We start from the raw sequence: 26,498 nt of genomic DNA on the forward strand, positions 1-26,498 counted from the left end.
CTCTACTGGCAAGCAGTAGGGGCATGAGGTTACCGAGCCTGAAGGTCTCAGTTTGCACAAAGGATGGATCATGACGAGTATGTCAACAGTCCCCTGGCTAGTGCGCTCTAAAGCCCAGCCACGCTTGCGGCTCTTCTGTTTTCCCTACGCGGGCGGCGGAGCATCTATATACCGTCAGTGGTTTAACAAGCTGCCACGCGATATCGAAGTCTGTGCAATCCAGCTTCCCGGGCGCGAAAATAGAATACAGGAGCCCCCCTTTACGCAACTTTCGCCACTGGTCAAGACCTTGAGACAGGTCCTTGCACCTTACCTGGATCTGCCCTTTGCTTTCTTTGGCTATAGCATGGGAGCCCACATTAGCTTTGAGCTGGCGCGCCTTCTGCGTCGCCAACAGCAGCCAGGTCCTGCACACTTATTTATAGCCGCCGCGCACGCGCCTCAACTCCCTCATCGCGATGAGGCTATTCATGACCTGGCGGAGCCAGAATTTCTTGCGAAGCTGGCCAGCCTGGGAGGCACGCCAGAGGCGGTTCTACAGAATGCCGAGCTCATGGAATTGCTCTCCCCAACGCTCAGAGCCGATTTCAAGCTCTACGAGACCCACGCGTATATAGCAGAAACTCCACTGGATTGCCCTATCACAGCCTTCGGAGGCGAGCAGGACGCCACAGTCAGCCGTCAGGAGCTGATGGCCTGGAATGAACAAACTACAAAGGCATTCAAGCTCTATATTTTCCCAGGAGATCATTTCTTTTTACATGGTGAGCAAGAGCGCCTGCTGCAGGCCACAACCCAAGCTCTACTTACTTTGAATTGATGCCTCTCATTCCTTGCTCGCATTTGCCCACGCGGCTAGCCCTACAGGAAAGAGAGGTAACAATTTCTATTTTGAGAACCCTTCTATCGTCCTCTGCTTCATGCACAAAGCAAACTGTAGCAGGAGGGTCAGCCGCAAGAGCGCACGCTACATGCGCTCCTTATACCCTCTCCACAGAGATAGCAACAGAACAGGAGGCTTTCATTTGGAAATCTCGATTATCTGTGTACCGTTTCAAATCGATGTCGGACGTTGGGGCTGCGCGCTCGGACCGCAAGCCTATCTGAATGCCGGCCTTATCGACAGGCTACGCTCTGCCGGGCATACAGTCATCGATCCGGTCTGGATTGAGCTGCCCAACAAAGAGCGCACGCGCGACACCATCACGAATCTTGGCCGCATCGCCCATTACACATCCGAGCAAGTGAGTGCAGCATTGCACAATCCGGATAGAATCGCCTTAGTACTTGAGGGAGACTGCAACCATGCGCCGGGAGCCATCGGAGGAGTCGCGCAGGCCTGTGGCAGTGCAGGGGTGGCCTGGTTCGATGCCCACGGCGATATGGCCACAATGGAGACAACTACCAGCGGCATGATCGGTGGCATGCCCTACGCCGTAGCGCTGGGCTGGGAATTTGCCGATTGGCGCGAGGCGGCCGGCCTGGACACACCTGTGCGACCGGAGGCTGCGGCCCTGCTCGGGACCAGCGATCTTGATCCAGGCGAAATCGCCGCGCTACAGACCCATCCGATCCTCCACCTCGACGCCCATGAGCTCACGCACGCCAACGTAAGCGAGCGCGTCGCTCAAGCCTTCAGGCCGCGCCTAAACGAGGCTGCCGGCTGGTACGTGCATATCGACCTTGACGTTGCCGGCCCCGAAGTAGTGCCGGGCGCACTTACGCCGGCCCCTTACTGGCCTCCGCGCCAGAACCTGCTTGAGGCCGCCGCTACGCTTGGGCATCTCCTACCAATCAAAGCCCTCTCGCTGGCCGCTTACAACCCTTCCAGCGATCCAGGCAAGCTTGGCAGTATCTTTGGCATCGAGATGGCCATGGCCGTCATAGGGACCAGCTAGCGGCCCTTTCAGCGCCGGGCAGCCTGTGTGGTTGCCCGGCCATCTCCCAGCTAATTGATACGCTTCTCATGACCTGCCCAGGCACGCTCACGCAAGACAAACTTCTGGACCTTGCCAGTAGACGTCTTGGGCAGATCCCCAAACTCTATCCTGGCCGGGCATTTAAAGTGCGCAATACGTTCGCGGCAGAAGGCAATGATCTCCTCTTCGCTAGCACTCTGGCCCTCCTTAAGCGTTACAAAGGCTTTCGGGCGCTCGCCCCACTTCTCATCAGGCATCGAGACAACCGCGCACTCCAGCACCGCCGGGTGCCCGGCCACAGCCTGCTCCACCTCAATCGTCGAGATATTTTCGCCGCCCGAAATGATCACATCTTTAGCCCGATCGCGCAGCTCAATATAGCCATCGGGATGCCAGACCCCAATATCGCCCGAGTGGAACCAGCCGCCAGCAAAAGACCTCTCCGTGGCCTCAGGATTGGCAAAGTAGCCCTTAGCCACGTTGTTTCCTCGCATCACAACCTCGCCCATCGTCTGCCCATCGCGCGGCACATCCCGCATAGCGCTATCAACCACGCGCGCACGCTCCGCCACAACGTTGCCCTGACCCTGGCGAGCCAGCAAGCGCGCAAGTTCAGTCGCCGGCAAATCCTCCCAACCCTCCTGCCACTCACAGATCGTATAGGGACCATATGTCTCTGTCAGGCCATAGACATGGATCGGGCGAAAATTGAGCTCCTTTAAGCGTCCCAGCAGCGTAGGCGAAGGCGGCGCTCCGGCAATCGTCACAGTGATCTGGCGCGAGAGACGATGCGCATTGGGATGATTCACCAGGAAGATATGCACTGTTGGCGCACCATTATAATGTGTTACACCTTCGCGCTCGAAGAGCTCCCAGATAGTCCCTGGATCGAGCTTGCGCAGACAGACATGCGTCGCACCAATGGCAGTCACGCCCCAGGTAAAGCACCAGCCATTGCAGTGAAACATAGGCAAAGTCCACAAATAGACGCTTTCGCTGCTCATTCCCGTTGACATAACCTCGGCTAAGGCATTGAGATAGCCCCCACGATAGGTATACATCACGCCTTTAGGATTGCCAGTCGTACCCGAAGTATAATTGATCGAGATAGTTTCTTCCTCATCCTCAAGCCAGCTCTCTACAGGCTCAGGAGAGCCCTGGGCGAGAAATACTTCATATGGATCGTCAGGCAAGCCCGTATCAGCGATACGTACAACCTGCATCCCTTGCAAGGACAAGGGCTCAACCAGGGGATAAAGCTCAGCATCGACGAAGAGAAACTTTACGCCCGAATGCTGCAGAATAAACTCGATCTCCTGGCTATTCAGGCGCGTATTGATCGCGACAAGAATGCCGCCGGCAGCCGGAACTGCATAGTGGGCATCGAGCAGGGCCGGAGTATTGGGACACAGAAACCCCACGCGATCATGTTTCTGCAGGCCAGAGGTGCGCAAATGCGAGGCCAGGCGATAGACGCGCTCAGCAAACTGGCGATAGCTATATTTGCGCTCGCCATGCACAATCGCGGTCTTCTCGGGAAAAATAAGGGCACTACGTTCCAGGAAACTTACGGGTGTTAGCTCAGTTCGATAGACTTTTTCTTCCATCAGGAATTCCTCCTGTCGTCTCTCGGCAGAGACATATCCTGCTTTCGTTAGTAGAGAGCAAGCTGAGACCATACTAACAGGCGACGCCTGTAATTATTGTGCCACACCAGCAAATATACGTTTTCGTATCAGCGTGCCGGACCCGCTCAGACAGGTCACGAATATAGGAAAACTGATAGCTACTAGTATCATACAAGCGGATTTCCAGGTCAATAGCCAGGGATGTGCAGAGCGTATCAGGCAGGCCCCGCGCTCTCCCGGCAGGAATTGAAGGCAACAGGTAACGAAGAGCAAGTTGGCTAAATAGCATAGAGGGTTAAGACATAAACGCTGCGCATCTGGCTGGCCGCGCTACTTTTACTCAAGGCCAGAGCACGACCAGCCAGACGAAAGCCAATATTTCTAGCGCCTACTCGCTACCTATTGGGCAGGCGCGGCAGGCGGAGCGGCCTGTGTAGAGGGTATAGGAGCATCCCCGCCATCTCCATACAGGAAACAGTTAGTCCAGTGCCCACCACCGAGTTCAGTGCGTTTGGGGAAACGCTCCTTACATACTGGCATAGCATGCGGGCAGCGTGGATGGAAGCGACAGCCAGTAGGCGGTTTAATCAGGCTAGGAATCTCGCCGCGAGCCGGCAAGGTCGATTTACTCTTACCATCGGGTCCAATGCGGTCAGGGTCAGGGGCCGCCGAAAGCAACAACTGCGTATAAGGATGCTTTGGCCGCTGCGTCACTTCCTCGCTTGGGCCACCCTCAACCATCTGCCCGGCATACATGACCACAGTATCATCAGCAAAATAGCGCGCGCTCGCGATATCATGCGTAATATAGAGCAAAGCCAGATGCTCTTCCTCTTTCAGGCGCAAGAGCAGGTTGAGGATATCCATACGGATAGAGACATCCAGCATCGAAACCGGCTCGTCGGCAAGCAAGACCTCGGGGCGGACAGCCAACGCACGCGCAATAGCAATACGCTGGCGCTGTCCTCCGCTGAGCTGGTGAGGAAACTTCTGAATAAATTGTTCGGCCGGCGTCAGGCTGACGCGTCTTAGCAGTGCCAGCACTTGTTCATTGGCCTCAACGTTGGAACGTGCGTGCTTAAATATACGCAAGGGGCGGCTGAGATGATAGCGTATATCATGGACTGGATTCAGCGAAGCAAACGGGTCCTGGAAGACAAGTTGCACATGCCGGCGATAGGCCCGCAGAGCAGCCGGCCCCTTCTCTAATTTAACCGGCGCGCCGCGAAAGCGAATCTCGCCTCCCGTTGGATCATACAAACGCGCAAGCATACGTGCTATCGTTGTCTTTCCGCTGCCGCTTTCACCAACCAGGGCCGTTGCGCGCCCAGGATAAAGCGCCAGGTTAGCATCTTCCACAGCATGCACAACTTGCTTCTCGCCAAAGAGATTGAACTGGCGCACAGGGAAGTGCTTCTGCAGATGGATGGCCTCCAGCACAGGGGCAGCTGCCTCCTGCCAGTTACGAGCAGTTACTTCTTGATTGATCACACTCATCGGACCGCACTCCCTTCAGCCAGGGCATCGTACTTCGCCGCCAGGTCGGCCGTTGTTGGCGTCCGCCCCGAATTATATTGTTGATTGTAAAGATGGCAGGTCACCAGCTGACCGGGAATCTCAGCCAACGCCGGCTGCAAAACGGGGAGGGCCGACTTACAGGCGCTAAAGGCCAACGGACAGCGTGGATGGAAAGCACATCCAGATGGTACATCGCGCAGGTCGGGCGGAGAGCCCGGGATACCAATCATCTTGCGGCGTGGCCCATGCAGTGTAGGGAATGAATTCAGCAGGCCATAACTGTAGGGATGGCGCGGGTGCAGATAGAGATCCTGGCTGCTTGCCTTCTCGGCAATACGCCCGGCATACATAATGATAATCTTATCGGCCAATTCCAGCAGAAGCGAGAGGTCGTGGGTAATGAAGATAAGCGTCATCCCAAACTCTTTACAGAGATCCATAATCAATTCAAGGATTTCACGCTGCACCACAACATCAAGAGCCGTCGTTGGCTCATCCATAATAATCAATTCGGGCGTCAGCGCCAGGGCTATCGCGATCATAGCGCGCTGCCGCATCCCGCCGCTTAACTCGTGCGGATAGCTGCGCAGTCGATCGGGCGCAATGCCCACAAGCTTAAGCAACTCCACAGCGCGCTGCTTGCGCTGATCTGGCCCCATCTCAGGCCGATGCGTACGTAGCACATCCATAATCTGTGTGCCAATATTCATAACCGGGTTGAGCGCATTCATTGCGCTCTGGAAAACAATTGCCAGATCGCTCCAGCGGAACGTACGCAACTGCTCCGGCGACAGCCGCAAAATATCGATAGCGCCATCTTCGCGCACAGGCGCGCCTCTCAGGGAGCTTATTTCCAGCCGGCGCCCATTCTCGCGCGGTCGGGGATAGTAGAGTACCTCACCATTAGTAGTCACGGCAGGCGGACGCAATAGACGCGAGATGCCATAAGCTAGTGTCGATTTACCACAGCCGCTCTCACCGGCCAGGCCAAGAATTTCTCCACGCTCTAACGTGAAACTCACATCGGTAACTGCGTGGACGGTTCCATTGGCAGCCATATAATCGACACACATATGCTTGACTTCAAGGAGCTTATTTGTACCTGCGCTCGTTACCATTATGCCTCCTAAAGTATGTTGAAAAAGATGCTACCACACCTTCTTGATAGCCACCCAGACACCACTTCGTATCTAGCTGCCGTCGTAGATGCCAAGCACCCGCTCGGTTGCCTATCTAATCATAATGTAACATATTTACACATCTAAAAGAAGTCATTATGACTGATGGATCAGTTTCTTCTTTATACGCTTGAGCGTCGGCTCCGTACGCAGGCGAGGGTCAGCAATTTCATCAATGCCAAAGTTGATGAGCGCCAGACCAGCACCTAATAGTGCAATACAGAGACCGGGAGGCACAAACCACCAGAGCGCATTTGCGAAAAGAGCCTGGCCCACCTGAGCCTCATAGAGGAGCATGCCCCAGCTCACCGTATTGAAATCGCCAAGGCCCAGATATTCTAGCGAGGCAATGGCAAGAATGACAAAGATTGTAGTGCTTACAAAATTAGCAGCGATAATAGAGATTTCATTTGGCAGGATCTCAAAAAAGATGATACGCCAGGCAGACTCACCACAGGAACGCGCTGCCGTCACAAATTCGCGACTGCGCACCGAGAGCGTTTGCGCCCGCAGCATACGGGCCCCCCAGGCCCAGTTCGTCAGAATGACAGCCAGAGCCACAGTTACTTCCCCATGCGGGAAATATGAGGCAAAAACGATGGCCAGGGGCAAACCAGGCAAGACAAGAAAGACATTCGTGAGCAGGGAGAGAATATCATCAACGATACCGCCGAAATAGCCGGCTACCAGGCCTACGACCATCGAAATGATAGTTACCGCCAGGCCCGTCACAAAACCCCAGAAGATAGAGTTGCGCGTGCCGGCCACCAACTGGCTAAAGATATCCTGGCCCAGATCCGTTGTCCCTAACAGGTGTTCAGCCGAGGGCTTCGCATTCGCCACATGCGAGATTGCGTTAGGTGTTTGAGACACAAAGAAAGGTCCAATGATCGCCACAATGACGAAAATGGCCACAATCACACTCCCCGTTGCAACCTTCTTATTGATAGTCAGCTGACGCCAGACTGCATGCAGAATGTCTAAAATTCGCGCCGGCACAGACTTCTCGCCAGGAAGTGTTGTTGTAAGCGCTGGAGATCGATTCACTGCTAGGCACTCCTTTCCTGGCGAACACGGGGATCAAGCAGCGCATAAGCCAGGTCTGCCAGGAAATTAGCTCCTAACACACCCAGAGCAATCATAAAAAAGATCCCTTGTATAAGCGGATAATCCAGGTTCTTCACCGCGCTAAAAAGCGAGAAGCCAATCCCAGGATACGAGAAGACGATTTCAGTAAGTAATTGACCGCCGACGATAGAGCCCAAGGCGATGGCAAAGCCAGAGACGTTCGGCAAGATAGCGTTACGAGCCGCATACGAAAACATGACTCGGCCCTTCTTCAAACCCTTGGCCATGGCCATCAAGACATAATCCTCGGAAAGCGTGGTCACCATCGAATTACGCATAACCAGCATCCAGCCAGAGAGCGAGGCAACAATCAGAGTAATCGCCGGCAGGATAGCATGATAGAGCGCGCTCAGGATAAAATCAGTGGTCCAGCCGATATCCAGGGTGGTATCAAAGCCATCGGCAAATGGGAACCATCTTAGCGTAAAACCAAAGAGATAGACCAAAATGAGCGCTAGCCAGAAGTAGGGGATGGCCGAGAGAAAGGCCATGCCGGGAGAGAATATGCTATCAAGCGCCCCACCGCGCCTCCAGCCCACAATCACCCCAAAGAGGCAGCCGAGCACAAAACTGATGAGCACAGCTACCAGGCCCAGAGAGAGCGTCCACATCAAGCCCTGCCCAATAACATCTTTGACTGGGGTAAAAGAATTGGTGAGCGAAATTCCCCAGTTGCCAGTCAATAAGTTTTGCAGATATTTAAGATACTGTAACCACATTGGATCACTTGTATTCAAGCCAAACTGTGCTTCCATGGCCTTCTGCAGACCTGGCGAGATAGCCACACCGCTACGCTGCAAACGTCCAAGCATAATTTGCACAGGATTGCCAGGGGCCAGACGCGGAATAACAAAATCTAGCGTGGCCGCGGCCCATAAAGCCAGAAGATAGAATAAAATGCGACGAAGCATATGGCGCATTGGATTTATCCTTCTGCATAATACACAACTAAAAACTTCAGTATCCTCACGTGGATCGACATACGGATGTAGCCCCTGCCTCTCCAGGCCGAAAAGAAGATACTAAACGACTCTCCGGGCTCAGGAGAGTCTGACGTGCAGAAACCAGGCTTGCGCTCTTTGTTTCTGCGTGCCCGATAGATGCGATGGATACCAACAAAGGCGCTTGATTGACAGGAAGTAGAAGAGGTTTGTGGCTCCGTCTCTACTTCCTGTCAGAGGGACTGCTATTGTACGGTATCTACAAGCGCTTACTGCACCGGCTGTAAGTGCGTGATAGTCACCAGATTATCAGGGAACTTGAACGGAGATCCCATGGCATACTGGCTGTCTTTAGAAGCGAAGCCGGTGAAGTTTCTGGTGCTGTACTCATACCAGTCGGCCGCATTCACCAGAGGGATATAGGGCAGGTTATCAGAAAAGATCTTCTCAAGCCCATAGATCGCCTGCTTCTGCGCATTCGGATCAGTCGATGTAGCATATTGCTTCAATAGCTCGTCGGTCTTGCTGTCCTTCCAGCGGCTCCAGTTGAAGCCCTTGGGAGAAAGGTTGCCGCTATTGAGATGCGTGTCAAAGTGATAGTAGGGTGTTGGGCCAGTGAAGACGCCGCCAATAGTCAGATCAAAGGTATAGTTATTGCGCGCATCATAGTAGGCGTTTTCCTGGATATCGTTGATCTTAATGTCGATACCGATGGCCTTCAAGTTCTGCTGAATGATCGTTGTCATCTTTTCCCAGTCGGTCCAACCATTGACGACATTGAGGCCGAAGGAGAGCTTCTTACCGTTCTTATCAACAAAGATGCCATCAGGGCCCTTGGTAAAGCCTGCGCCCTGTAGCAGTTGCACGGCTTTGGCAGTGTCAGGATTGGTGGTAACATTGGCCAGATCAGGGCTAAGGTAATCCTTCTGGTTGGGCAGAACCGCGCCGGTCGGGCTGGCGGGATCGACGTAGCCAGACTCAGCCTGCTTGGAGAGCTGATCGCGGTCAAGGGCAAGGCTCATGGCCTGACGCACTGCGGGCTCGCTCAAGGGGTACTTCTGCAGGTTGACATACATGGCAAATTCGTTGTCAGGAATCATCCAGTAATGGTTGTGCTGCGGATCTTTACTCACATATGTCTGATCCAGGTTGGGAGCAAAGAAGCCAGCCCAGTCAACTTGACCCGAGGACATCTTTAAGAACAGGGTATCGTTATCCTTCACGGCAGGATAGCGCACTTCGTCAACCTTGATCTTATCGACCTGCCAGTAGCTGGGATTCTTGTCATAGACAATCAGCTGCGGGGTATACTTTGTCATCTTATAAGGGCCGGTGCCAACTGGATTCTCATTGGCATATTTGGTAGGATCGCCAACGCTGGAGAAGACATGCTTGGGAAGCATTGGGACCTGGGCAATATAGAAGAAATTAGGCCCGGCAGGATGACTAAAGGTAAGCGTCACTGTGTTAGCATCAGGGGCGGTTACGCCTGTCAGGCCATTGATCGTCCACAGGCTATTGTGGTCAGCGGCGGGATATTGCTTGAGCAGATTGAAGGTAAACACGACGTCATCCGAAGTAAAGGCCTGTCCATCGTTCCATTTGACATTGGGACGAAGCGTAAAGGTCAGTTGCTTCTCGTCACTGCTCCACTTATAGCTGCTGGCCAACCAGGGTGAGCTCGAATTGTCAATTCCATTGACGAAATAGAGCGTCTCATAAATCATGCCCAGAACACCAGAATCGGCCTGGTTGACGGTATAATCCAAGGGACTGAAGGCCTTGTTAAAATCAGAGCCCACATGCGAGCCAACATTGAGAACAGCTTTCTTGCCCGGATTCGTGGTGGTGGGGTTAGAACCGCCACCACAGGCCGCAAGAAGCACAGTGAAGACGGTCAAGAGAGAAAGTAAGAGCGTGGTAGATGTAAACTTTGCTCTTGCAGATGCCAAAGAGCTGGGAGACATACGAACCTCCTCAAATAGCTGGATCAACGGCTCTTTATTACGTCGATCCACAAAATACAAAACTGGCTCAACAACATAGTAGCCAATGGGCTGAGTAGCGTTCACTCCGGCTGCTGCTCCTGGTGAAACGCCTCTCAAATGCTGCAAAGCTGCATTGCCTTGAGCCTGGAATTCCTCGCTTCAACGCGTTGCTATGAATCACTACAATACCAGGGATATTTCGAAGAAATGAAATCGAAAAAGTGCTGGCGCAGGCTCCGACGACTACTTCGACGTCATGGCCCGCCTTTCTCTTTATCTACATCCCCTTGCTAGCAAAAACTCCTTTCTTGCTTTAGACTACGCCGCTAATCTCTCGAAAACTCTCAGATGAATATACGTAGACTACTGTACCTTTTCTTTGGTCATTTGTCAAGACATCTAGACCACTAGACCGATGCATACTTGAATTTGTCAAGTTATCGGGAATCCTACAGTAACGCATATTGGCCTTCTATTCCTTGCTAGAGCCGTGAATACAGCAACAGCTTTCACTGCTATATTTTGTCATATATCCCCACTAGGCTTGACAGGGGATACAAAAGTATGTAATTATACGAACGTAGGGTGGTATATACAATATACTAACTATACCATACTTGCAAGGTTTCTCTCACGTAAGAAGGCGCACATACTTCAATCAGTGGGAGTCTAGAAACCCATGGGGTGCATTGCTATACCCAATTGCAGACCTTTTTACGTTCTCAACTATTAGTACTATTTCTATATTGCACCTCGTGGAGAAGATTGGAACGAGATACATGCGAGCTATTTTCAGGAATAGTCCCTTACCTCGCTACTACCAACTGAAAGAGGTTATGCGAGAAAAGATCCGCAGCGGCGAATGGAAGCCTGGGGATCTTATCCCTTCCGAACGTGAGCTAGGTGAACAGTATGGCATTAGCCGAATGACTGCCCGTCAGGCAATTACTGAGCTCGTGAATGAAGGTCTGTTTTATCGCGAGCAAGGCAAGGGCACATTTGTCAGTCGCCACAAAATTACGCAGCAACTCATTCGCCTGACCGGCTTCACTGAAGACATTCAGGCCCGTGGCCAGAGGCCGAGCACCAAAACCCTTTCGGCGCAGATGGTTCTTGCTGACGAAGCTACGGCCGAGCGCCTGCATGTGAAGCAAGGGCGACAGCTCTTTCGGCTCCATCGCCTACGCCTTGCCGATGACGAACCACTGGCAATTGAGACTTCCCTGATCTGCTTCATTGGCTGCGAAAAGCTGCTTGAAGACGATCTGGAACAAAACTCCCTCTACCAATTGCTGGAGACAAAATATGGTCTCCCTCCCATTGAAGCTGAACAGGAGCTAGAGGCCGGTCTGGCCAGCAATGATGAGGCCCAGGTCCTGCGCATTCCTGTGGGCAGCCCGGTGCTTTTTACGCGCCGCACGACCTATACCGAACGCAATCAGCCAATCGAGTACGCGAAATCTGTCTATTGTGGCAGCAAATACACGTTCTATACGCGTATGAATCGGGAACAATTGCTTCCCTGATATGCATCCGCAACAAGTTAGCGATCCCGCTCGCTAGAAGGGTAAGTCACTGCAATGGCTGCAGCTTCAGAACAGAGTATCGCCGCTGATCTATGTTATGTAGGGATCGATGGAGGCGGTAGCAAAACGCTAGCAGTTATCGTAGATGCGCATGGTCATGAATTAGGGCGCGGCCAGGCCGGCAGTGCCAATCAATCTTCAGTCGGTATTGAGCAAGCGCTTAGCAGTATCCGACAAGCTGTTGAGGCTGCCGCTAAGATCGCTGGCTGCCCTGCGCATTTTCGCTCAGCCTGGCTGGGTCTGGCCGGCATAGATCGAGCCAGCGACTACGAACAATTCTATCCTCAGCTCAAGCCTCTGGCCGAGACCGTCCGCTTAACCAATGATGCAGAGCTCCTTTTAAGCGCGTTACAAGAATCCGTGGGTCTGGCGCTGATTGCCGGGACCGGCTCAATTGCCCTGGGTCGCGATCGGCACGGAACCATCACACGTGCCGGAGGCTGGGGCTATATCATTGGCGACGAGGGTAGCGGCTACAGCATGGGCCGCCAGGCTCTGCAAGCTGCAGCTCGCGCTTCCGATGGCCGGGGTCCACAGACCGCTCTTCTTCAGCTTATTCTCGCAGCCTGGCAACTCTCTACGCCCGACGATATGATAGGCCAGGTCTACACCCAGGCTGGCAGCACCGCACGTATTGCCGCCCTCTCAACGCTTGTCTTTACCGCCGCACGCTCAGGTGATCAGGTGGCCCGCAAGATTGTCCAGGAGGCAGTTGAGGAACTGGTGCTGGCCGCTATGGCTACCTTTAATGCGCTTGACTTCCCTGAGCGAGAAGTATCTATCGCTCTGGCCGGCGGATTGTTGATGAACGAAACCGATTTCCGTACTCGTGTAGTGCGTCGCTTGCGTTCTCGGCTAGCGCTAAAGCAAGTCGCGCTCGTCGAGGAACCGGCCCTCAGTGCCGCACTGGCGGCCAGGCACATCAGCTTCGAACAAAGCTGGTCCAGGCCTGCAGAGCCGCAAGCTAGTGATCTGTCAAGGCTTACGTGATGCGGGAAGCCAGCGGGATTGTCAAGGGCGCAGTCCTTGACCTGGGGCTGTGCCTCATTCCTCCCTTTCCCGCCGCCGGCAGCGCTTCGTCACACGGCATCTCACAAAGCACTAGCCTATAAGAGTACTTTATTTCATAGAGCAAGCATAGCAGAAAAGGAGGTATTTCTTTTTCCTAAAGAAAACTGCGGACGCAAACGGTTTACTACCTGCCCACATTGCGCATGCCGCAGATGAGAAACGTTGGGAAACAGTCTAGAAAGAGCAGGAGCGTAATGCAAAGCTACACCGATGGTATGTCTCTAGAAGAACAGATTGGTCATCTGCTGGTCGCAGGCTTCTGGGGCCTTTCCCCTACCCCTGAAATCATCGACCTGATTCAGAACTACCACGTGAACAACATTATCTTATTTACACGCAATGTACGCGATACCCAGCAAGTTCTCGATATGACGCAGAGCCTGCAGAAAATCGCCAGAGACGCGGGTCATCGTTCCCCATTGCTAATTATGATTGATCAGGAAAACGGGCTCGTCAGCCGCCTTGGACGAGGCTCAACTGTATTTCCAGGCAATATGGCCCTTGGCGCGATTGGGTCGGAGCAGATCGCTTATGAAACGGCTCTGGCTACCGGACGCGAGCTTCAGGCGCTTGGCATTAATATGAATCTGGCCCCCGTTGTAGATGTCAATAACAATCCTGCTAATCCAGTCATTGGCGTGCGCTCATTCGGAGAAGACCCGCACTATGTTGCGCGGCTCGGCTCTGCCGTCGTAAAAGGCTACCGTGAGGCCGGCGTGATCACCGACCTGAAACATTTCCCAGGCCACGGAGATACTGCCGTAGATTCTCACCTGGCCCTCCCCAGCATTCCCTATGATATGGCGCGCCTTGAAAGCATGGAATTAATTCCGTTTAAGGCGGCCATTGAGGCGGGCGCAGATACGGTGATGATAGCACACCTCTATCTTCCCCAGATCATGCCGGAAGCCGATATCCCTTCTTCTGTCTCAGCCTCTATTATCAACGGGCTTTTGCGTACACAGTTAGGCTTTAAGGGAGTTGTTATCTCGGATTGTCTGGAGATGCATGCTATCCTTGATACTATCGGCAGTTCGCGCGCTTCAGTACTGGCCCTGCAGGCCGGCACCGATTTGATCCTGGTCTCACATACGTATGAGCGGCAGCGCGCTGCCTTTGAGGCTATACGCAGCGCGGTTAAGGAAGGCGAGCTGACTCAGGAGGTCATAAACCAGGCGGTAGAGCGCGTGGCCCAGCTAAAGGCGCGCTATCTTTCCTGGGATAACTTACCAGCGCCTAAGATTCCTGAGTGGGTAGGCGGCCCGGCGCATCTTCAGCTACAGCAACATTCCTATGAGCTCTCCACGACGCTTGTGCGCAACGATAGCGGCCTTATCCCTGTCAAGCTTGGCCCTGATGAGCGGCTACTGGTACTCACACCGCAGAAAAAGGAGCTCTCTAAAGTCATCGACAGGCATTACGTCGGCGAGGCGTTTATCGAGGATCTCCAAAAGCGCCATGCCCATGTAGAGCATCTTGCGGTCCAGCTGCCCCTCACGGCTGAGGGACGCGAGGAGATCTTGCAGGCTGCCGACAAGGCAGATCTTTTGCTTGTGCTCACCGTAAATGCCAATCTCGATCCCGAGCAAGCAGAGCTTATGAAGAAGCTGCTAGCAACGGGAAAACGGGTGATTGGCCTTGCTGTCTACAATCCCTACGATCTGCTGGCCTTCCCCGAGCTCCCTACCTGCCTGGTCACCTACGAATATACGCTGCCTGCTTTGCAGAGCGCTATTCGGGTTATCTTCGGCGAGCAGCAGGCACATGGCAGTCTGCCTATTAGCTTACCCGGCCTTTATACGCGGGGCCATCACGCTTAAAGACTAGATTTTTCTTCTAGAGAGGAAACAAAAGGAGCTGGCATTCTGTGTTTTTTCGGATGCCAGCTCCCCTCATGAAGAGCAGTTAGCTTATTGTGGTTTGCTAATGGTGCCAGTGATCTTGCCGGATGGCGGCAATAGGCGCCGAAATGCCGGATCAACCTGATAATTCCAGAGCCGCGTAGGACCGGCCATCACGTTGAGATAGTAGAGGTCGCAGCCAGGCATGGCCGCTACCACGTGATAGCCCTTCGGCACCAGCACAAGATCGCCATCGTGCACCGTGAGCGTCTCATCCAGCCCTTCGTAGTTATAGACGCGCTGAAAAGCAAAGCCATCGGCAGGCTGAAGGCGATGATAGTAGGTCTCTTCAAGATAGGACTCGTGCGGAGGATTCTCGGTATCGTGTTTATGCGGAGGAAAGCTTGACCAGTTGCCAGCCGGCGTGATTACCTCAACAAGGATCAGCCGATCGGCCTCCTGATCGGTATCCAACAGGTGTTGCACGCGGCGCAAGGTCTTCCCCTCGCCTCGCACCTCAACCCCAATCTCGTTAGGCCGAATCAAGCGCGCTGGCAGCTTGCGTCCACTGGCCGGCGTGCTCGCAATAGCCACCTCCATCGTCTCCGACGAGCAGCGCAGGCTATAGCTCGCCTGCTCAGAAAGGTAGAGAACGTAAGGCGCCTTCTCCTCAAACACGCTAAGGCGCTCGCCAATCTGGCCCACTGATTGATTATTCAGGTGGGCCTCACCGATCCCTGAGAGCACAATCAGAGCGCTTTCCTGGCCCTCAGCCGCTCCCGTCAGCAGCTGCCCTTTACGCAGATGATAGACAGCGAACGAGACATAGCGCCATCCAGCCGAGGCGGGCGTCACCTCGATGGAACAGTGCAGATCCGTCCCTTCCTGTTTTTCTTGTGGCCTGATGAGTAAAGCCATAACGATCTTTCTCCTTCTTATCTGTGGCAACAGTCTCACACGGGCTGGTAATCTAGCTTTACAGCACGCTGCTCATCAAAGGAGCGCGTTGCAGCAAGGGCAATAGCCACAGCCTTATAGCCATCATCAGTCGTCACAGGCGAAGCATCGCCGCGTTGCAGCCGCGCAATAAAATCCTCAAGCTCTAATACATAGGCGCTGGCAAAGCGCTCAATAAAGCCCGGGAAGATATCATGCGTCGCACCCCGTTTATTGAAGATATGTAGTGCATGCTGGCTCAGCGCCCCAACCTGGATAGTCCCTTCAGTTCCCACAACTTCGGCCCGAATATCATAGCCATAGCCAGCATTGCGGCTCCCTTCAATATCGCCAGTTGCCCCATTGGCAAAGCGCACAAAGGTAAGGGCCTGATCAACATCGGCATAGGTCTGCAAGAATGCATTCTTGACAACCGCACCCATGGCCGTTACTTCTACCACCTCATCGGCCATCAGAAAGCGGGCAATATCGAAATCATGAATGCTCATATCTAGAAATAAGCGTCCGCTATCCCGAATATAGGCCTCGGGCGGACATTGAGGATCGCGACTTACAGCTTTGAAATAAAGAGGTTTCCCAATATCGCCACGCCTGATCTTTTCAGCGGCGGCATAATAAGCAGGATCATAGCGGCGCATAAAGCCTACCTGACAGTAGGCATTGGCTTGTTGAACCAGCTGATCTATCGTGCGCGCTTCGTCAAGGGAGAGCGTGATTGGTTTCTCGACAAAAATAGCTTTTCTGGCCGCAATCGCCTTCTGGATCAATGCCGCATGCGTTGTTGTTGGCGTGACAATCACCACAGCCTCAACATCGGGATGCTCAATGACTGCATCAATATCAGCAGTATGCAGAGGAACCGCATACTGGGCAGCAAAATCGGCGGCTCGTTCCGCAACAACATCGGCTACTGCAAGAAGATTGACCCCCGCGACGCGCTCCGCCAGATTTGCGGCATGCAGCCATCCCAATCTTCCTAAACCCAGGACGGCGCAGTTAATTTTCTCAGCCATGTCTCTGCTCTATACCCCTTTCGTTGTCAACACATGATATCAGGTGCCCGGTCAGAGAGACCGTTGATTAACCGGTTTCTCTCCCTTAAAAAGTGTAACATACGCCTTATTGACCGTCAATATTTGCTGTGGTAAGCGAGTTATTATCATTTTGGGGTGTACTCGCCATTATCTTTTTGTAGAGCAATCGGTTTACTTAAAAGTAACCATTGATCCACCTCATGCTAACATGCTACAATACGGCGCAACTACTTGCACAACGAAAGGGGCGTTTCCCATTACTGAAAAAACTCTACCTGTTATAAATTCTCTAGCCTGGCCAGAGGACGATACATTTGAATGCGCAGGAGAAGAGAGCGAGCAGCTTGAGGGCTCTCAGTGCGCCAAAGACGAGCAGCCAGAGCGCCATCCAGTCAAACTAGTTAGCGCCTGTATGGCCGGTTTCGCTTGTCGCTATAATGGTGTGGCCAAACCAGTTGAGCATATCAGCGCCTTAGTTCAGGAGGGCCAGGCTATCGCGGTCTGCCCCGAACTGCTGGCCGGTTTCTCGACGCCGCGCCGTCCCGCCGAGATCGTGGGTGGAACCGGTGAGGATGTGCTGGATGGTAAGGCCCGCATCGTTGACGATTCGGGAGATGATGTCACAGAACAATTTGTAGCCGGTGCCCAGCGCGTCCTGGAGCTCGTCAAGACTGTAGGCGCTCACGAAGCTATTCTTAAGGAAGGCAGCCCATCCTGTGGCAGTGGCTATATTTATGATGGCACATTTTCTGGCAACCAGCAGCCTGGGAACGGCGTTACTACTGCCTTATTGCGCCGCCACGGCATCACCATCCATTCCGAAAAAACCTGGCCTCCCGCAGAATAAGCACCGGCAACAGCTCTATCTCAAGCGTTGAGACTACTGCTTCGTTCAAAGGGGAGGCAGGCAGCCAGGTTTGACAATATTTTTTATCTGCCTACAGAGAAAGGCTAGCGTTAACTTATAAGAGAACCGCTAGCCTTTTTTATTTAGCGCTGTAGCTTTACCAGGCGCTCTTTCACCTGGCGCAAGGTATCATCATTTTTGCAGAAGGAGAGGCGCGCATAGCCCTGTACAATCGCTACATGTTCCTGGCTATAAAAGGATTCCGGGGGAATACAGGCTACCCCTATCTCCTTAATGAGGTGGTGGGTAAACTCCAGCGGCGTACCTTCAAAGACCCTGGCATAGTTGACCATGACAAAGTAGGTTCCCTCGGGAACGCGATACTGCAAGCCGCTGCTATCCAGCGCATCGGTCAGTAAGGCAAGTTTGGCCTGGTACATCGCCTGAAATTCCTGATAATAGCTATCAGGCAGACCAAGTGCATAGGCCACGGCTTCCTGGGCGGGATGATGGACGGCAAAAGTTACAAACTGGTGCGCCCGCGCAACTCCTTCCAGCAGATCGGGATGCCCGTAGACCCAGCCAACTTTCCAGCCTGTTGCGTTAAACGATTTACCGGAGCTGCTTACGGTGACTGTACGCTCAAACATGCCTGGCAAGGTGGCAATGGGAATATGCTGCGCTGAGCCGAAGAGGAGATGCTCGTATACTTCGTCAGAGATGACAGTCACGTCATGCTCAATACAGAGCTCAGCAATAAAGGTTAATTCTTCGCGGCTAAACACGCGCCCACTCGGGTTATGCGGAGTATTCAGGAGCAACGCGCGCGTCCTGGGACTAAAAGCCGCACGGAGCTCATCTGGATCAAGGGTCCAGGTCGGTGGGTGCAGGGGTACATAGACCGGCCTGGCATTGGCCATAATAATATCCGGCACGTACGAATCATAAAAGGGCTCGATAACTATCACTTCATCGCCAGGATCAACCAGGCCCAGTACGGCCGAGAGAACGCCCTCGGTTGCTCCCGCCGTGACAATAACGCCACGAGCAGGATCGATATCCAGATTGTAAAAGCGTGCAGCATGATCAGCAACGGCTTTGCGCAGAGAGGGAGTACCCGGACCAGGCGCATACTGGTTATATTTTCCAGCTTGCAACGCCTTGACCATCTCTCCAACAACATCTCCTGGAGCATCAAAATCTGGCTTTCCCTGGCCCAGATTCAATGCATTATATTGTTGGGCAAGATTATTGATCTCCGTAAAAATAGTGGTACCAAATGTCTCTACGCGGCGCGCGGGTATGGACATGTAACTTACTCCATAAAATTATTGATGATTGCAGACCAACCTTCAAGTACATCAACAGCGCAAGCCTGGTCAGTGCAGTACCAGGCAGGCAGCCCAGGTAGAGCTATAACTATCCTATCATTATATCATGGATGCCAGAAGGGCTTTTTTAAAACCCGGTTCGCCGCTAAAGCCTGTGGAATGCTCTTTACACAGCAACTACAAGCCTTGCTATTGAGCCAAAAATCCGCTACACTTACCCAACGATGCGTCGCATTACGCAAAAGCCCGGCCCTCTACTCAGCAGGAAGCTGGCACAACAAACCCACCAAGGAGTGAATGTTCCCTATGAAGAAGCTATTGATCATTTGCGGCATTTCGTTTGCTGGCAAATCTACGCTGGCCAGGGCTCTCACCGAGCGCTTCCACTATCCTGAAGTCGATGTGGATGAGGTTAAATACGAACTTTACGGATCAGCTATTCAGGATGAGGAGCTGCGTCCCGAAGATTGGGAGCGCACCTACGCAGAAACCGATCAGCGCATCGAGCACTATCTTCAAGCTGGCAAGAGCGTCGTCGATGCTTCGCGCTACTTCACGAAGCAAGAGCGGGAACTGGCCCGGCGTATAGCTATGAGCCAGAACGCCGAGCTAGTGACTATTTTTGTGGATACGCCCAAAGCTGTTGCCCAGCAGCGCTTGCTCGCCAACAGGGAGAACCCAGCGAGGCGCAACGTCACAGATGCAGACTTTGCAGCTATTCTGGAGGCCATGGAGCCGCCAACTGCGGATGAGCAACCCCTTGTTTTGCCTTACGGAGAACAGATTGAGCACTGGATTGCCCGAAATATTTCGGCTCTCAGCTAAATTCTGTGGGTCATCTCATACATAAGAACCACAATTGATAGGCTCTTACTCACAATATAGCTTCTATTGTGAGTATCTCATCATGCTGCAATAACCCATACTACTCTAACTTAAATTCTGCTTTAACAATCAAAACCACGCATGAGAGTTATGATTGTGTGGCAACTTCAGAGTTAGCTGATAGCTGTACTTTTTTCGTTAGAAGACTATTAGCTCATTTTTCCCAGAAATTTTCCACTAGCGCAGATCAAAATAGCAGTAAAAGGCCAGCAGCTTGACATAATTTATATTTGCTGCTTAAACTCTTGAATAAGAGAACCGATAGCTTGCCGTGCATCAACGCACATTGTATTGATCAGGAAATTACTTGCGTGCGGCTTGCTTTTTCCGGCTACCGGGTCCCCGCAACACATATCCTACCAGGCGGTTTCAGGGCGTAGTACAGCACAATTTACTTAGGGCGCATACGTCATGCGCAAGGTAACAACGTAATCCCAAATGATCAGCAGTACCCACAGTATCAAAGGGGAAAGACTATGAGTAGTCATGAAATGGGAGATACATCCTCGGCAAACATAGTCAGAAATCAGCTAGCCATTACAGTACAGCTTTACAAGCAAATCGCATCTATGTCTCATATCGACGACATGTTTCTCTGGCTTTCGCACGCCATGCTTCAGCTTTTCGACATCCAGGGCGTCCAATGGTGGTCTTTACAGGCTTACCGCACAGGCCAGTATGCCACGCGCCTACGTAGCATGGCGTACCAGAACACGGCGATTCCCCAGTATGTTGTGCTCAACGACCATATCTCAGGCATGATTGAGCATCTGCAAACCTCGCAAAACAACTTTCTCTATCTGGGAGTTAATCGCTTATTCTCAGCCAACCAGGCTGACCTCTTTGCGCGCTACGGCATGTATTACTGCGCCTGCTATTTTCTGCGCAAGCCAACGCTACTCGTCCCTACCAGACCAAATGCTGCACCATCCGAGATCCCCACGCCCCTGATCGCCACGTTATTACTATTTACGCAGCATAACATCTCGCAGAACGTGCTAGCAGCCATCAATATGGTGCTGGAGCAAGCTGTAGCCATCGCCGAAAGCCATGGTCTGCTTACTCCCATGAATACATCTGCAGCTACGCCAACATCAGTGCCCTCCGAACCTCCAAACTCGCAGACATCCTTTACGCCATTTCCACCCAGCAATTCTGCTCCGGCCCAACCTGTCACGCCTCGAAACGCAAACTTCTCTGCCCTGATGCCTACTTTTACCCCTCCTCAGCACATCCAGCCAGCGGCCTCTGTCTCAAATCAACCAACTTCACCTATGCCAGTAATGGGATCTCAGCCTCCCAAACCAGCATCTACACCTATGCCACCACCTGCTCGCCCCAGGCTTGCACCTATGACGACACAGCCTCTCAAGCCTCCTACGCCGCCGCCTGCTCACACTATTCCCACAAGCGCCAGGCAGCAACCCACAGCGCCCGAGCCGGCCAGGCCTAAACAACCTGACCAATCTCGCCCCGCTTCAGCGTTACAATCCGCGCTCAAGGGTAAAACCGGCCAGCGGGCTATCAAGACCCAGCTTGATTTGTTTGATCTTATTCCACGCCATGCGGAGCAGACTATCAATATTATCAACAATCCACTTGTCGGCAATGCAGTTATCCCCGACAAGCAGGCCAAGCGCCTCTATGATAGTATAGATGGCAAGAGGAGCCTTGAAGAGATCTGTCTCGATGCAGATATGGATGTTAACTTTGAAGTAAAGAGGATTCGTAAGGCTCTACGCTTTTTGCTGATTCAGAAACGTATCCAACTATTTGAACCCAATGGACAGCTTGTGGACAGCACTCCATTTCTCAAGGAGTAAAGATTGTAGCGGGTCCCTTAGTGGGACCCGTTGCACTAGTCGCCTAGCAGCGCTAAACCAACAAAGACAAGCGTTATCCCTGTTGCGTTAAGGCTATACGCGCTCCAAACGTCTGCTGGACGGGAAGCAGAAGCCTATCAGCATTGCCGGGATGGGTTTCCACTGCGATACCTGCCTGGGCCAGGTAGTTACGCGTCTGCAGCAGATCTTTGCTGATCAGGGTTATCTCGAAAGGCCCTTCGCCTATCTCTGTCAGCATGCGCTGTACTGGTCCCTCACCCACCGGTTCTAGCAATTCGATGTGGTAAGGGCCAAGCTGGAAAGTGGCACGGCGAGCAGAGAAATGAAGGGCTTCATCCCTTGAATGCAGTCGCAAGCCAAGGCTGGCCGTATAGAGCTTGATAGTCTGCTCCAGGTCGTGTACTGCCACAGCTATGCCACGCCAACCGGTGACGCCATTGGCGTGTGTCCCCACACCCTCCCAGGCCAGGCGCTTCTCATCCGGCACATCCCACTGAATAAGAAAAGGCCAGGGCCGCCTCCAGGATACATTGCCAGGTACCAGCAAACGCCAGGTCAGCAGATTGCCATCTGGCCGCTTACGCTGCATAGGAAAGGGAACGGTCTCCAAAGGGCCCTCCTGGAACTGGCCGGCTTCCTGTTGAATGTCCGAGGTAGCCAGCGCATAGCCTACCAGGCCTCCCTCACGCTTGCTAAAGAAATCAAGCAGTGTTCTGCCGGCGAATTCGCTCCGATAAGCCAGTTGTACATCAAAGACAGAAAGCAACTCCAGATAATCAAGGCCAAAGCGAATGAGAGCATTGTAGGTGCCTACGTTATGCCGCCCTCCCGGTTTGACCTCAAAGCCCAGGGCTGTATAGAGCTGTATAGCCTCTTCCAGATCACGCACAGCGATAACACTATGGTCAAAACGTGTGATCATCGACAATTATCCTCTTTCTATGTTACGCCGGCCAGAAATTCAACGCCTCCCCATGAATCTCCTTCTCCCCATCCAGAAGCACGAGACTTTCAGTAGTATAGAAAAATAGCCACACCAATTGGCTCTCTTGATGTGGCGTTAAACTGGTTACATATGCATGTCTACTCGGGCCGCTGGCCTAAGACCTTTACATCCTGGGGCAGCATTACCTCATCGGCAAGCCCATACTCAACTGCCTGCTCCGCAGAGAGATAGTAATCGCGGTCTGTATCCCGTGCGATGCGCTCATATGTCTGGCCCGTGTGACGCGCCAGGATCTCATTGAGCAAGCGGCGCAAGCGAATACTCTCACGCGCCTCAATCTCAATTTCTGCGGCCTGACCCTTGACACCACCTAGAGGCTGATGCACCATCACGGTAGAGTGAGGGAGACAATAGCGCTTCCCCTTAGCTCCACCAGCCAGCAGTATGGCCCCAAAGCTCATGGCCCACCCAACACAAATCGTCACGACATCGGCCTTCACAGTTTGCATTGTGTCGTAGATAGACAGTCCAGAATACACCTCGCCTCCAGGCGAGTTAATATACATAAAGATCTCTTTGTTTGGATCTTCACTTTCAAGATAAAGCAACTGCGCTACTATAGTACTGGCCACAGCATCGTTTATCGGAGCGCCAACGAGGATAATTCGGTCTTCCAGCAAGCGTGAGAAGATATCCCACACGCGCTCTCCACGAGGCGTTGACTCAATCACACGGGGAACAAAAATTTGTTCATTTCTGAATGGGCTTCTGATAGGAGATGTTCCGTCCATCATTACTCCTTGTTTAATACTTATCTTAAGTGCCTATACTATTGTATCAAAAGTTATGACAAATTGAACCTGGATTCTTTGCCTTTTGCACATATTAACATGTTCATCTGGAAATATGCTTTCTATTTTTTTACAACAAAGTACTATGAAATGCACTTTTTCGCTCTCAATCAGTCTTTAGTGAAGTTGGGCCAATTATAATGGAGAGCATACCCAATGACAAATCTATAGAAGAGGTAAAGAGCGACCCGTGTTCACTATTCAAGCAAGTGGCGGGAACGCTCCAGGTCTTCAGGATTTCCTGTGTGTTCATAGCGTACCTGATAGGCTTTGCCCAGGCTCTTTATGATCTGGGGGCGCTCCAGGGCCTCTGCCCCAACTTCTTTTAGCGCTTGCTCTAGCAACTGAATGGCTCGATTAATATCGGCCAGCTCCTTCGTCAAAAGGTAGCGCAGCCCTAAGCCGCTGGCCAGATTATTCAGGCTGTGAATGTGAGTAGAGGTACCCGGCTGAGAGAGGATCACCGCTTGCTCCTGCATCTTGATAAGCCTGATCAAATTAGTTTCATCCTCTGTATGAATATAGTGCAATTGTAAGCCATGGGCGAGATAATTTAAACGGACTGGAAAATCAGGAGACTCCGTGGATGACTCCGCAACATGCTGCTCCCAGATCTGCAGGGCTATTTCGAGATCAAGCAGATCTCCTGATAGCACATAGCGCATGATCAAGGCATCCCCTAGCGCGTTCATATATTCGCCCCTCTCCTGACAATCAAGGGGCAAGTGACTGATCAACAACTGCAGATATTTGATGGATTGCTCAAGGTCTTCTTTTTCGCCACTTACGCTATAACGCGCGCGCAGAGCTTTATCTAGCTGCAATAAGGAAGGCAGGTAGAGCGGATCGCGCTCGCTAAGGCGGCCTATGAGCATTTGCAGAATCTCGATCATTCGACTCAAATCGGCATTTCTGCCGGTCAGGTTATAGCGCATAGCCAGGCCGCGCGCAAAATTACTCAGGTAAATTGTCCAGAGAGGCGACCAGAAAGGCGTGCATTCTATCATCTCCTCCCAGGCTCGAACAGCGCGATCCAGATCCGAGATATTGCCTATACTCATGAACCGTTCGATAAGGCCTGAACAGAGGTTGTGCAGATGCTGAGGCAAGCTACTATCATCTGTCGGCGTGTGCTCTACTAATTGCCCATAGAGCAAAATGGCTCTATCCAGATCAGTGCGCTCGTTCGTCTGCCTATAGCGCAGACATAGGGCTCCGCCCAGGTTATTCAAGGTTTGCCGATGCTCAGTTGAACCAACTGATGTCAGCTTTAGAGCCTGTTCTAATAAGTCGATTGCTTGTTGAAGATATGCTACATCCTTAGAGGCTGCAAAATACTGGCTTAATCCGGTACATAAAATGTTCAAGTGTTTGGGAAAATCAGGATCTTGCGCCGGTAGGATCTGTATCACTCGCCACCAGAGCTCCAGGGCTCTATCCAGATCTTTGATCTCCTTTTTATGGCGATAACGATGGAAATAGCTCAAGCCGGCCGCGCTGAGCGCTGATATAAACAAAGGGGAAATATTCTCGGCAAAATTTGCACTTTGCAAATGCGCTTCCCATTTCGCAATGATGTCTTCCCAGACCGCTACATAGCTCGCAGTCGCACCAAAAGGAGTGGCTTCGGATAAGGCTACGATTGTTTCGCGGTAGAGATTGATCTGCTGAGCGGAAAGGTGCTGTTCCTTAGTGGAATCTGGTTGTCGCTGGGGGTCATTCGTGTGCTCTTGTCTCATCAATGCCCTTCTAACTTCCAAATGCCCGGTAATGAAGATTTAAAAAGCCGTTTGTATGACTTTATCTTAAAATAAATCGTTTGTATTATACGTTAAATCATCCCCTTTTTGCAAGATAGCGAAGCATAGTTTAATATTTACTCATTAAACGCTTGCTTACTTTTTGCATCGAGAGTTGTAGCAATCACGCCTGAATTGGTCAGCAGCCGCTTCAATCCCGATTGGCCGCCGGCAAGCGCTTCGCCAGTTGAATAGGAATATAGTGGCGATTAAACAGAAGGAGAGCCAGGCCAATAGTACTGGTCAGCCAGGTAGCCAGGGACCCTGTGACAGGTCCCGGCTGCAGGAATGAATCATGCCTCAATGAGTACAGGCTGGCCAAAGGGCAGAAAACGTAACTGCTTCTCTAAGCCGGCCTCAGTAAATGCACTTTCGATCTCGGCACGCCCCTCGCTTAAATGGGACCATCCCTCATAGTGGATTGGAATGATCGTAGCCGCAGGAAGTTCCTTCGCAAACAGCGCACCTTCACGAGCGGTAAATGTCAGATTGCTATCTGTCCCTAACACGCGGCGATTAGCAGCAGCGCCCAGGTGAAGGAGTGCGGTTCCAATCTTGAAGCGGCGAGGAATCTCTTGCAGCTCCTCAAAGAGCACTGTGTCCCCTGAAATGTAGAGTGCACCGCGCTGCTGCCCTTCCCACTCCAAAACCCATCCCGTAACGTCCCCCATCATCTCAGCCAGTTCCACGGGTCCATGGCGCGTCGGTGTACTTGTCACGCGCACGCGTAACTTGTCAGCGCCCGCTAGCGTGACAGTCTCCCAGGTTGGCACACCTTGAGCATTACCACCCAGGCGCTGAGCGCCGACAGGAGTCGTCAGGACGGTCCCAGCTTGCGGCAAATACGCACGTCCCTCCAGATCAAGGTTATCAATATGCTGATCGTGACTTAACAGGACTGCATGAACTTCTCCAAGCTCGGAAGCCTGCACGCTGGGAGCTGCCTTTTTCTCTAGTGTATATGCGCCGAAAGTTGGGCTAACAATTGATTGCGGGCCGGCCTGCCCAAAGGTCGGGTCGGTGAGAAAGCGCAATGATCCAATCTCGATGAGAGCGGTTGGTCCGCCAATATGGGTAATACGTACAGGATAAGGGGTTGCCTGGCTCATCATTTCTCTCCTCTTGCATCTCTCGAAAAGACAAAATACTCGCCGAATATACGCATCTAATTTATTTTTGCTACGTATATACGAAGCGCACACAGTA

General features: G+C 52.4%; 21 protein-coding genes and 1 pseudogene. 8 read left to right on the plus strand and 14 right to left on the minus strand.

Translation table 11 applies throughout. From position 1 onward, the window contains the following. Window positions 1-70: 70 nt before the first annotated feature. Window positions 71-820 (plus strand): thioesterase II family protein, encoded by a 750-nt coding sequence (locus EPA93_RS23510; protein WP_129889844.1) that lies wholly within the window; start codon window positions 71-73, stop codon window positions 818-820. Between the two features lie 205 nt (window positions 821-1,025). Beyond that, window positions 1,026-1,898, plus strand: a complete 873-nt coding sequence (locus tag EPA93_RS23515) for an arginase family protein (RefSeq protein ID WP_165423345.1) — start codon at window positions 1,026-1,028, stop codon at window positions 1,896-1,898. Between the two features lie 50 nt (window positions 1,899-1,948). Here the strand turns inward: EPA93_RS23515 and EPA93_RS23520 are convergent, their stop codons facing one another. The 6 genes from EPA93_RS23520 to EPA93_RS23545 all read right to left on the minus strand — a co-directional run bounded on the left by EPA93_RS23520 (window position 1,949) and on the right by EPA93_RS23545 (window position 10,384). After that, complete coding sequence (locus EPA93_RS23520) at window positions 1,949-3,526, minus strand: acyl--CoA ligase family protein (RefSeq protein WP_129889846.1); 1,578 nt, start codon at window positions 3,524-3,526, stop codon at window positions 1,949-1,951. Window positions 3,527-3,946: 420 nt separating this feature from the next. Beyond that, a complete protein-coding gene (locus EPA93_RS23525; protein WP_129889847.1) occupies window positions 3,947-5,044 on the minus strand; it encodes an ABC transporter ATP-binding protein in 1,098 nt (365 codons plus the stop codon). Beyond that, window positions 5,041-6,183, minus strand: coding sequence for an ABC transporter ATP-binding protein (locus tag EPA93_RS23530; RefSeq protein ID WP_129889848.1), 1,143 nt, complete (start codon window positions 6,181-6,183; stop codon window positions 5,041-5,043). Before EPA93_RS23530 ends, EPA93_RS23525 begins: the two co-directional genes overlap by 4 nt. A 156-nt stretch (window positions 6,184-6,339) precedes the next feature. Beyond that, window positions 6,340-7,290 (minus strand): ABC transporter permease, encoded by a 951-nt coding sequence (locus tag EPA93_RS23535; RefSeq protein WP_129889849.1) that lies wholly within the window; start codon window positions 7,288-7,290, stop codon window positions 6,340-6,342. 2 nt (window positions 7,291-7,292) lie between these two features. Next, complete coding sequence (locus EPA93_RS23540) at window positions 7,293-8,291, minus strand: ABC transporter permease (protein WP_129889850.1); 999 nt, start codon at window positions 8,289-8,291, stop codon at window positions 7,293-7,295. A 290-nt stretch (window positions 8,292-8,581) separates the two neighbouring features. Further along, window positions 8,582-10,384, minus strand: coding sequence for an ABC transporter substrate-binding protein (locus EPA93_RS23545; RefSeq protein WP_129889851.1), 1,803 nt, complete (start codon window positions 10,382-10,384; stop codon window positions 8,582-8,584). 695 nt (window positions 10,385-11,079) lie between these two features. Between EPA93_RS23545 and EPA93_RS23550 the strand changes: the two genes are divergently transcribed. The 3 genes from EPA93_RS23550 (at window position 11,080) to EPA93_RS23560 (ending at window position 14,777) form a co-directional block, all read left to right on the plus strand. Further along, window positions 11,080-11,826, plus strand: coding sequence for a GntR family transcriptional regulator (locus EPA93_RS23550; protein ID WP_129889852.1), 747 nt, complete (start codon window positions 11,080-11,082; stop codon window positions 11,824-11,826). A 54-nt stretch (window positions 11,827-11,880) separates the two neighbouring features. Then, complete coding sequence (locus tag EPA93_RS23555) at window positions 11,881-12,876, plus strand: BadF/BadG/BcrA/BcrD ATPase family protein (RefSeq protein WP_129889853.1); 996 nt, start codon at window positions 11,881-11,883, stop codon at window positions 12,874-12,876. 275 nt (window positions 12,877-13,151) lie between these two features. Next, window positions 13,152-14,777 (plus strand): glycoside hydrolase family 3 protein, encoded by a 1,626-nt coding sequence (locus EPA93_RS23560; RefSeq protein WP_165423346.1) that lies wholly within the window; start codon window positions 13,152-13,154, stop codon window positions 14,775-14,777. Window positions 14,778-14,867: 90 nt separating this feature from the next. Here the strand turns inward: EPA93_RS23560 and iolB are convergent, their stop codons facing one another. Beyond that, on the minus strand, window positions 14,868-15,716 hold the full coding sequence (gene iolB / locus EPA93_RS23565; protein WP_129889855.1) for a 5-deoxy-glucuronate isomerase: 849 nt from the start codon (window positions 15,714-15,716) through the stop codon (window positions 14,868-14,870). A 35-nt stretch (window positions 15,717-15,751) separates the two neighbouring features. Beyond that, a complete protein-coding gene (iolG, locus tag EPA93_RS23570; protein ID WP_129889856.1) occupies window positions 15,752-16,768 on the minus strand; it encodes an inositol 2-dehydrogenase in 1,017 nt (338 codons plus the stop codon). A gap of 418 nt (window positions 16,769-17,186) precedes the next feature. Between iolG and EPA93_RS51040 the strand changes: the two are divergent. Next, a pseudogene (locus tag EPA93_RS51040) lies at window positions 17,187-17,636 on the plus strand (2-thiouracil desulfurase family protein); the annotation flags it as partial. Window positions 17,637-17,779: 143 nt separating this feature from the next. Here EPA93_RS51040 and EPA93_RS23580 read toward each other — a convergent pair. Next, entirely contained in the window at window positions 17,780-18,946 is a 1,167-nt protein-coding gene (locus EPA93_RS23580) for an aminotransferase class I/II-fold pyridoxal phosphate-dependent enzyme (RefSeq protein WP_129889857.1), read from the minus strand. A 327-nt stretch (window positions 18,947-19,273) separates the two neighbouring features. On the opposite strand from EPA93_RS23580, the gene EPA93_RS23585 reads away from it, so the two are divergent. Together EPA93_RS23585 and EPA93_RS23590 are read left to right on the plus strand one after the other, a co-directional pair. Continuing rightward, complete coding sequence (locus tag EPA93_RS23585) at window positions 19,274-19,792, plus strand: P-loop nucleotide/nucleoside kinase family protein (protein ID WP_165423347.1); 519 nt, start codon at window positions 19,274-19,276, stop codon at window positions 19,790-19,792. 536 nt (window positions 19,793-20,328) lie between these two features. Beyond that, window positions 20,329-21,675 (plus strand): hypothetical protein, encoded by a 1,347-nt coding sequence (locus tag EPA93_RS23590; protein ID WP_129889859.1) that lies wholly within the window; start codon window positions 20,329-20,331, stop codon window positions 21,673-21,675. Window positions 21,676-21,748: 73 nt separating this feature from the next. On the opposite strand, the gene EPA93_RS23595 is transcribed toward EPA93_RS23590, so the two are convergent. The 5 genes from EPA93_RS23595 to EPA93_RS23610 all read right to left on the minus strand — a co-directional run bounded on the left by EPA93_RS23595 (window position 21,749) and on the right by EPA93_RS23610 (window position 26,404). Next, window positions 21,749-22,618, minus strand: coding sequence for a VOC family protein (locus EPA93_RS23595; protein WP_129889860.1), 870 nt, complete (start codon window positions 22,616-22,618; stop codon window positions 21,749-21,751). A 161-nt stretch (window positions 22,619-22,779) separates the two neighbouring features. Beyond that, window positions 22,780-23,436 (minus strand): ATP-dependent Clp protease proteolytic subunit, encoded by a 657-nt coding sequence (locus tag EPA93_RS23600; protein WP_207229639.1) that lies wholly within the window; start codon window positions 23,434-23,436, stop codon window positions 22,780-22,782. A 254-nt stretch (window positions 23,437-23,690) separates the two neighbouring features. Then, window positions 23,691-25,232: a tetratricopeptide repeat protein gene (locus EPA93_RS23605; protein ID WP_129889861.1), complete on the minus strand. Its 1,542-nt coding sequence runs from the start codon at window positions 25,230-25,232 to the stop codon at window positions 23,691-23,693. Between the two features lie 211 nt (window positions 25,233-25,443). Further along, window positions 25,444-25,596, minus strand: a complete 153-nt coding sequence (locus EPA93_RS48540) for a hypothetical protein (protein WP_165423348.1) — start codon at window positions 25,594-25,596, stop codon at window positions 25,444-25,446. Beyond that, the gene (locus EPA93_RS23610) at window positions 25,586-26,404 is read right to left on the minus strand and encodes an MBL fold metallo-hydrolase (protein ID WP_207229640.1); all 819 of its coding nucleotides are present in this window, start codon (window positions 26,402-26,404) and stop codon (window positions 25,586-25,588) included. The genes EPA93_RS48540 and EPA93_RS23610 overlap by 11 nt, the downstream gene beginning before the upstream one ends. Between the last annotated feature and the right edge of the window lie 94 nt (window positions 26,405-26,498).

This window comes from Ktedonosporobacter rubrisoli (assembly GCF_004208415.1).
GTDB lineage: Bacteria > Chloroflexota > Ktedonobacteria > Ktedonobacterales > Ktedonobacteraceae > Ktedonosporobacter > Ktedonosporobacter rubrisoli.

What these genes read in the sequence shown, in the direction of transcription:
- EPA93_RS23610 (WP_207229640.1), bottom strand. Translation starts at nt 26,404, where the DNA reads ATGATGAGCCAGGCAACCCCTTATCCTGTACGTATTACCCATATTGGC.
- EPA93_RS23510 (WP_129889844.1), top strand. Translation starts at nt 71, where the DNA reads ATGACGAGTATGTCAACAGTCCCCTGGCTAGTGCGCTCTAAAGCCCAG.
- EPA93_RS23595 (WP_129889860.1), bottom strand. Translation starts at nt 22,618, where the DNA reads ATGATCACACGTTTTGACCATAGTGTTATCGCTGTGCGTGATCTGGAA.
- EPA93_RS23580 (WP_129889857.1), bottom strand. Translation starts at nt 18,946, where the DNA reads ATGTCCATACCCGCGCGCCGCGTAGAGACATTTGGTACCACTATTTTT.
- EPA93_RS23560 (WP_165423346.1), top strand. Translation starts at nt 13,152, where the DNA reads ATGCAAAGCTACACCGATGGTATGTCTCTAGAAGAACAGATTGGTCAT.
- EPA93_RS23540 (WP_129889850.1), bottom strand. Translation starts at nt 8,291, where the DNA reads ATGCGCCATATGCTTCGTCGCATTTTATTCTATCTTCTGGCTTTATGG.
- EPA93_RS23525 (WP_129889847.1), bottom strand. Translation starts at nt 5,044, where the DNA reads ATGAGTGTGATCAATCAAGAAGTAACTGCTCGTAACTGGCAGGAGGCA.
- EPA93_RS23550 (WP_129889852.1), top strand. Translation starts at nt 11,080, where the DNA reads ATGCGAGCTATTTTCAGGAATAGTCCCTTACCTCGCTACTACCAACTG.
- EPA93_RS23555 (WP_129889853.1), top strand. Translation starts at nt 11,881, where the DNA reads ATGGCTGCAGCTTCAGAACAGAGTATCGCCGCTGATCTATGTTATGTA.
- EPA93_RS23585 (WP_165423347.1), top strand. Translation starts at nt 19,274, where the DNA reads ATGAAGAAGCTATTGATCATTTGCGGCATTTCGTTTGCTGGCAAATCT.
- EPA93_RS23605 (WP_129889861.1), bottom strand. Translation starts at nt 25,232, where the DNA reads ATGAGACAAGAGCACACGAATGACCCCCAGCGACAACCAGATTCCACT.
- iolB (WP_129889855.1), bottom strand. Translation starts at nt 15,716, where the DNA reads ATGGCTTTACTCATCAGGCCACAAGAAAAACAGGAAGGGACGGATCTG.
- EPA93_RS23530 (WP_129889848.1), bottom strand. Translation starts at nt 6,183, where the DNA reads ATGGTAACGAGCGCAGGTACAAATAAGCTCCTTGAAGTCAAGCATATG.
- iolG (WP_129889856.1), bottom strand. Translation starts at nt 16,768, where the DNA reads ATGGCTGAGAAAATTAACTGCGCCGTCCTGGGTTTAGGAAGATTGGGA.
- EPA93_RS23590 (WP_129889859.1), top strand. Translation starts at nt 20,329, where the DNA reads ATGAGTAGTCATGAAATGGGAGATACATCCTCGGCAAACATAGTCAGA.
- EPA93_RS23600 (WP_207229639.1), bottom strand. Translation starts at nt 23,436, where the DNA reads ATGATGGACGGAACATCTCCTATCAGAAGCCCATTCAGAAATGAACAA.
- EPA93_RS23520 (WP_129889846.1), bottom strand. Translation starts at nt 3,526, where the DNA reads ATGGAAGAAAAAGTCTATCGAACTGAGCTAACACCCGTAAGTTTCCTG.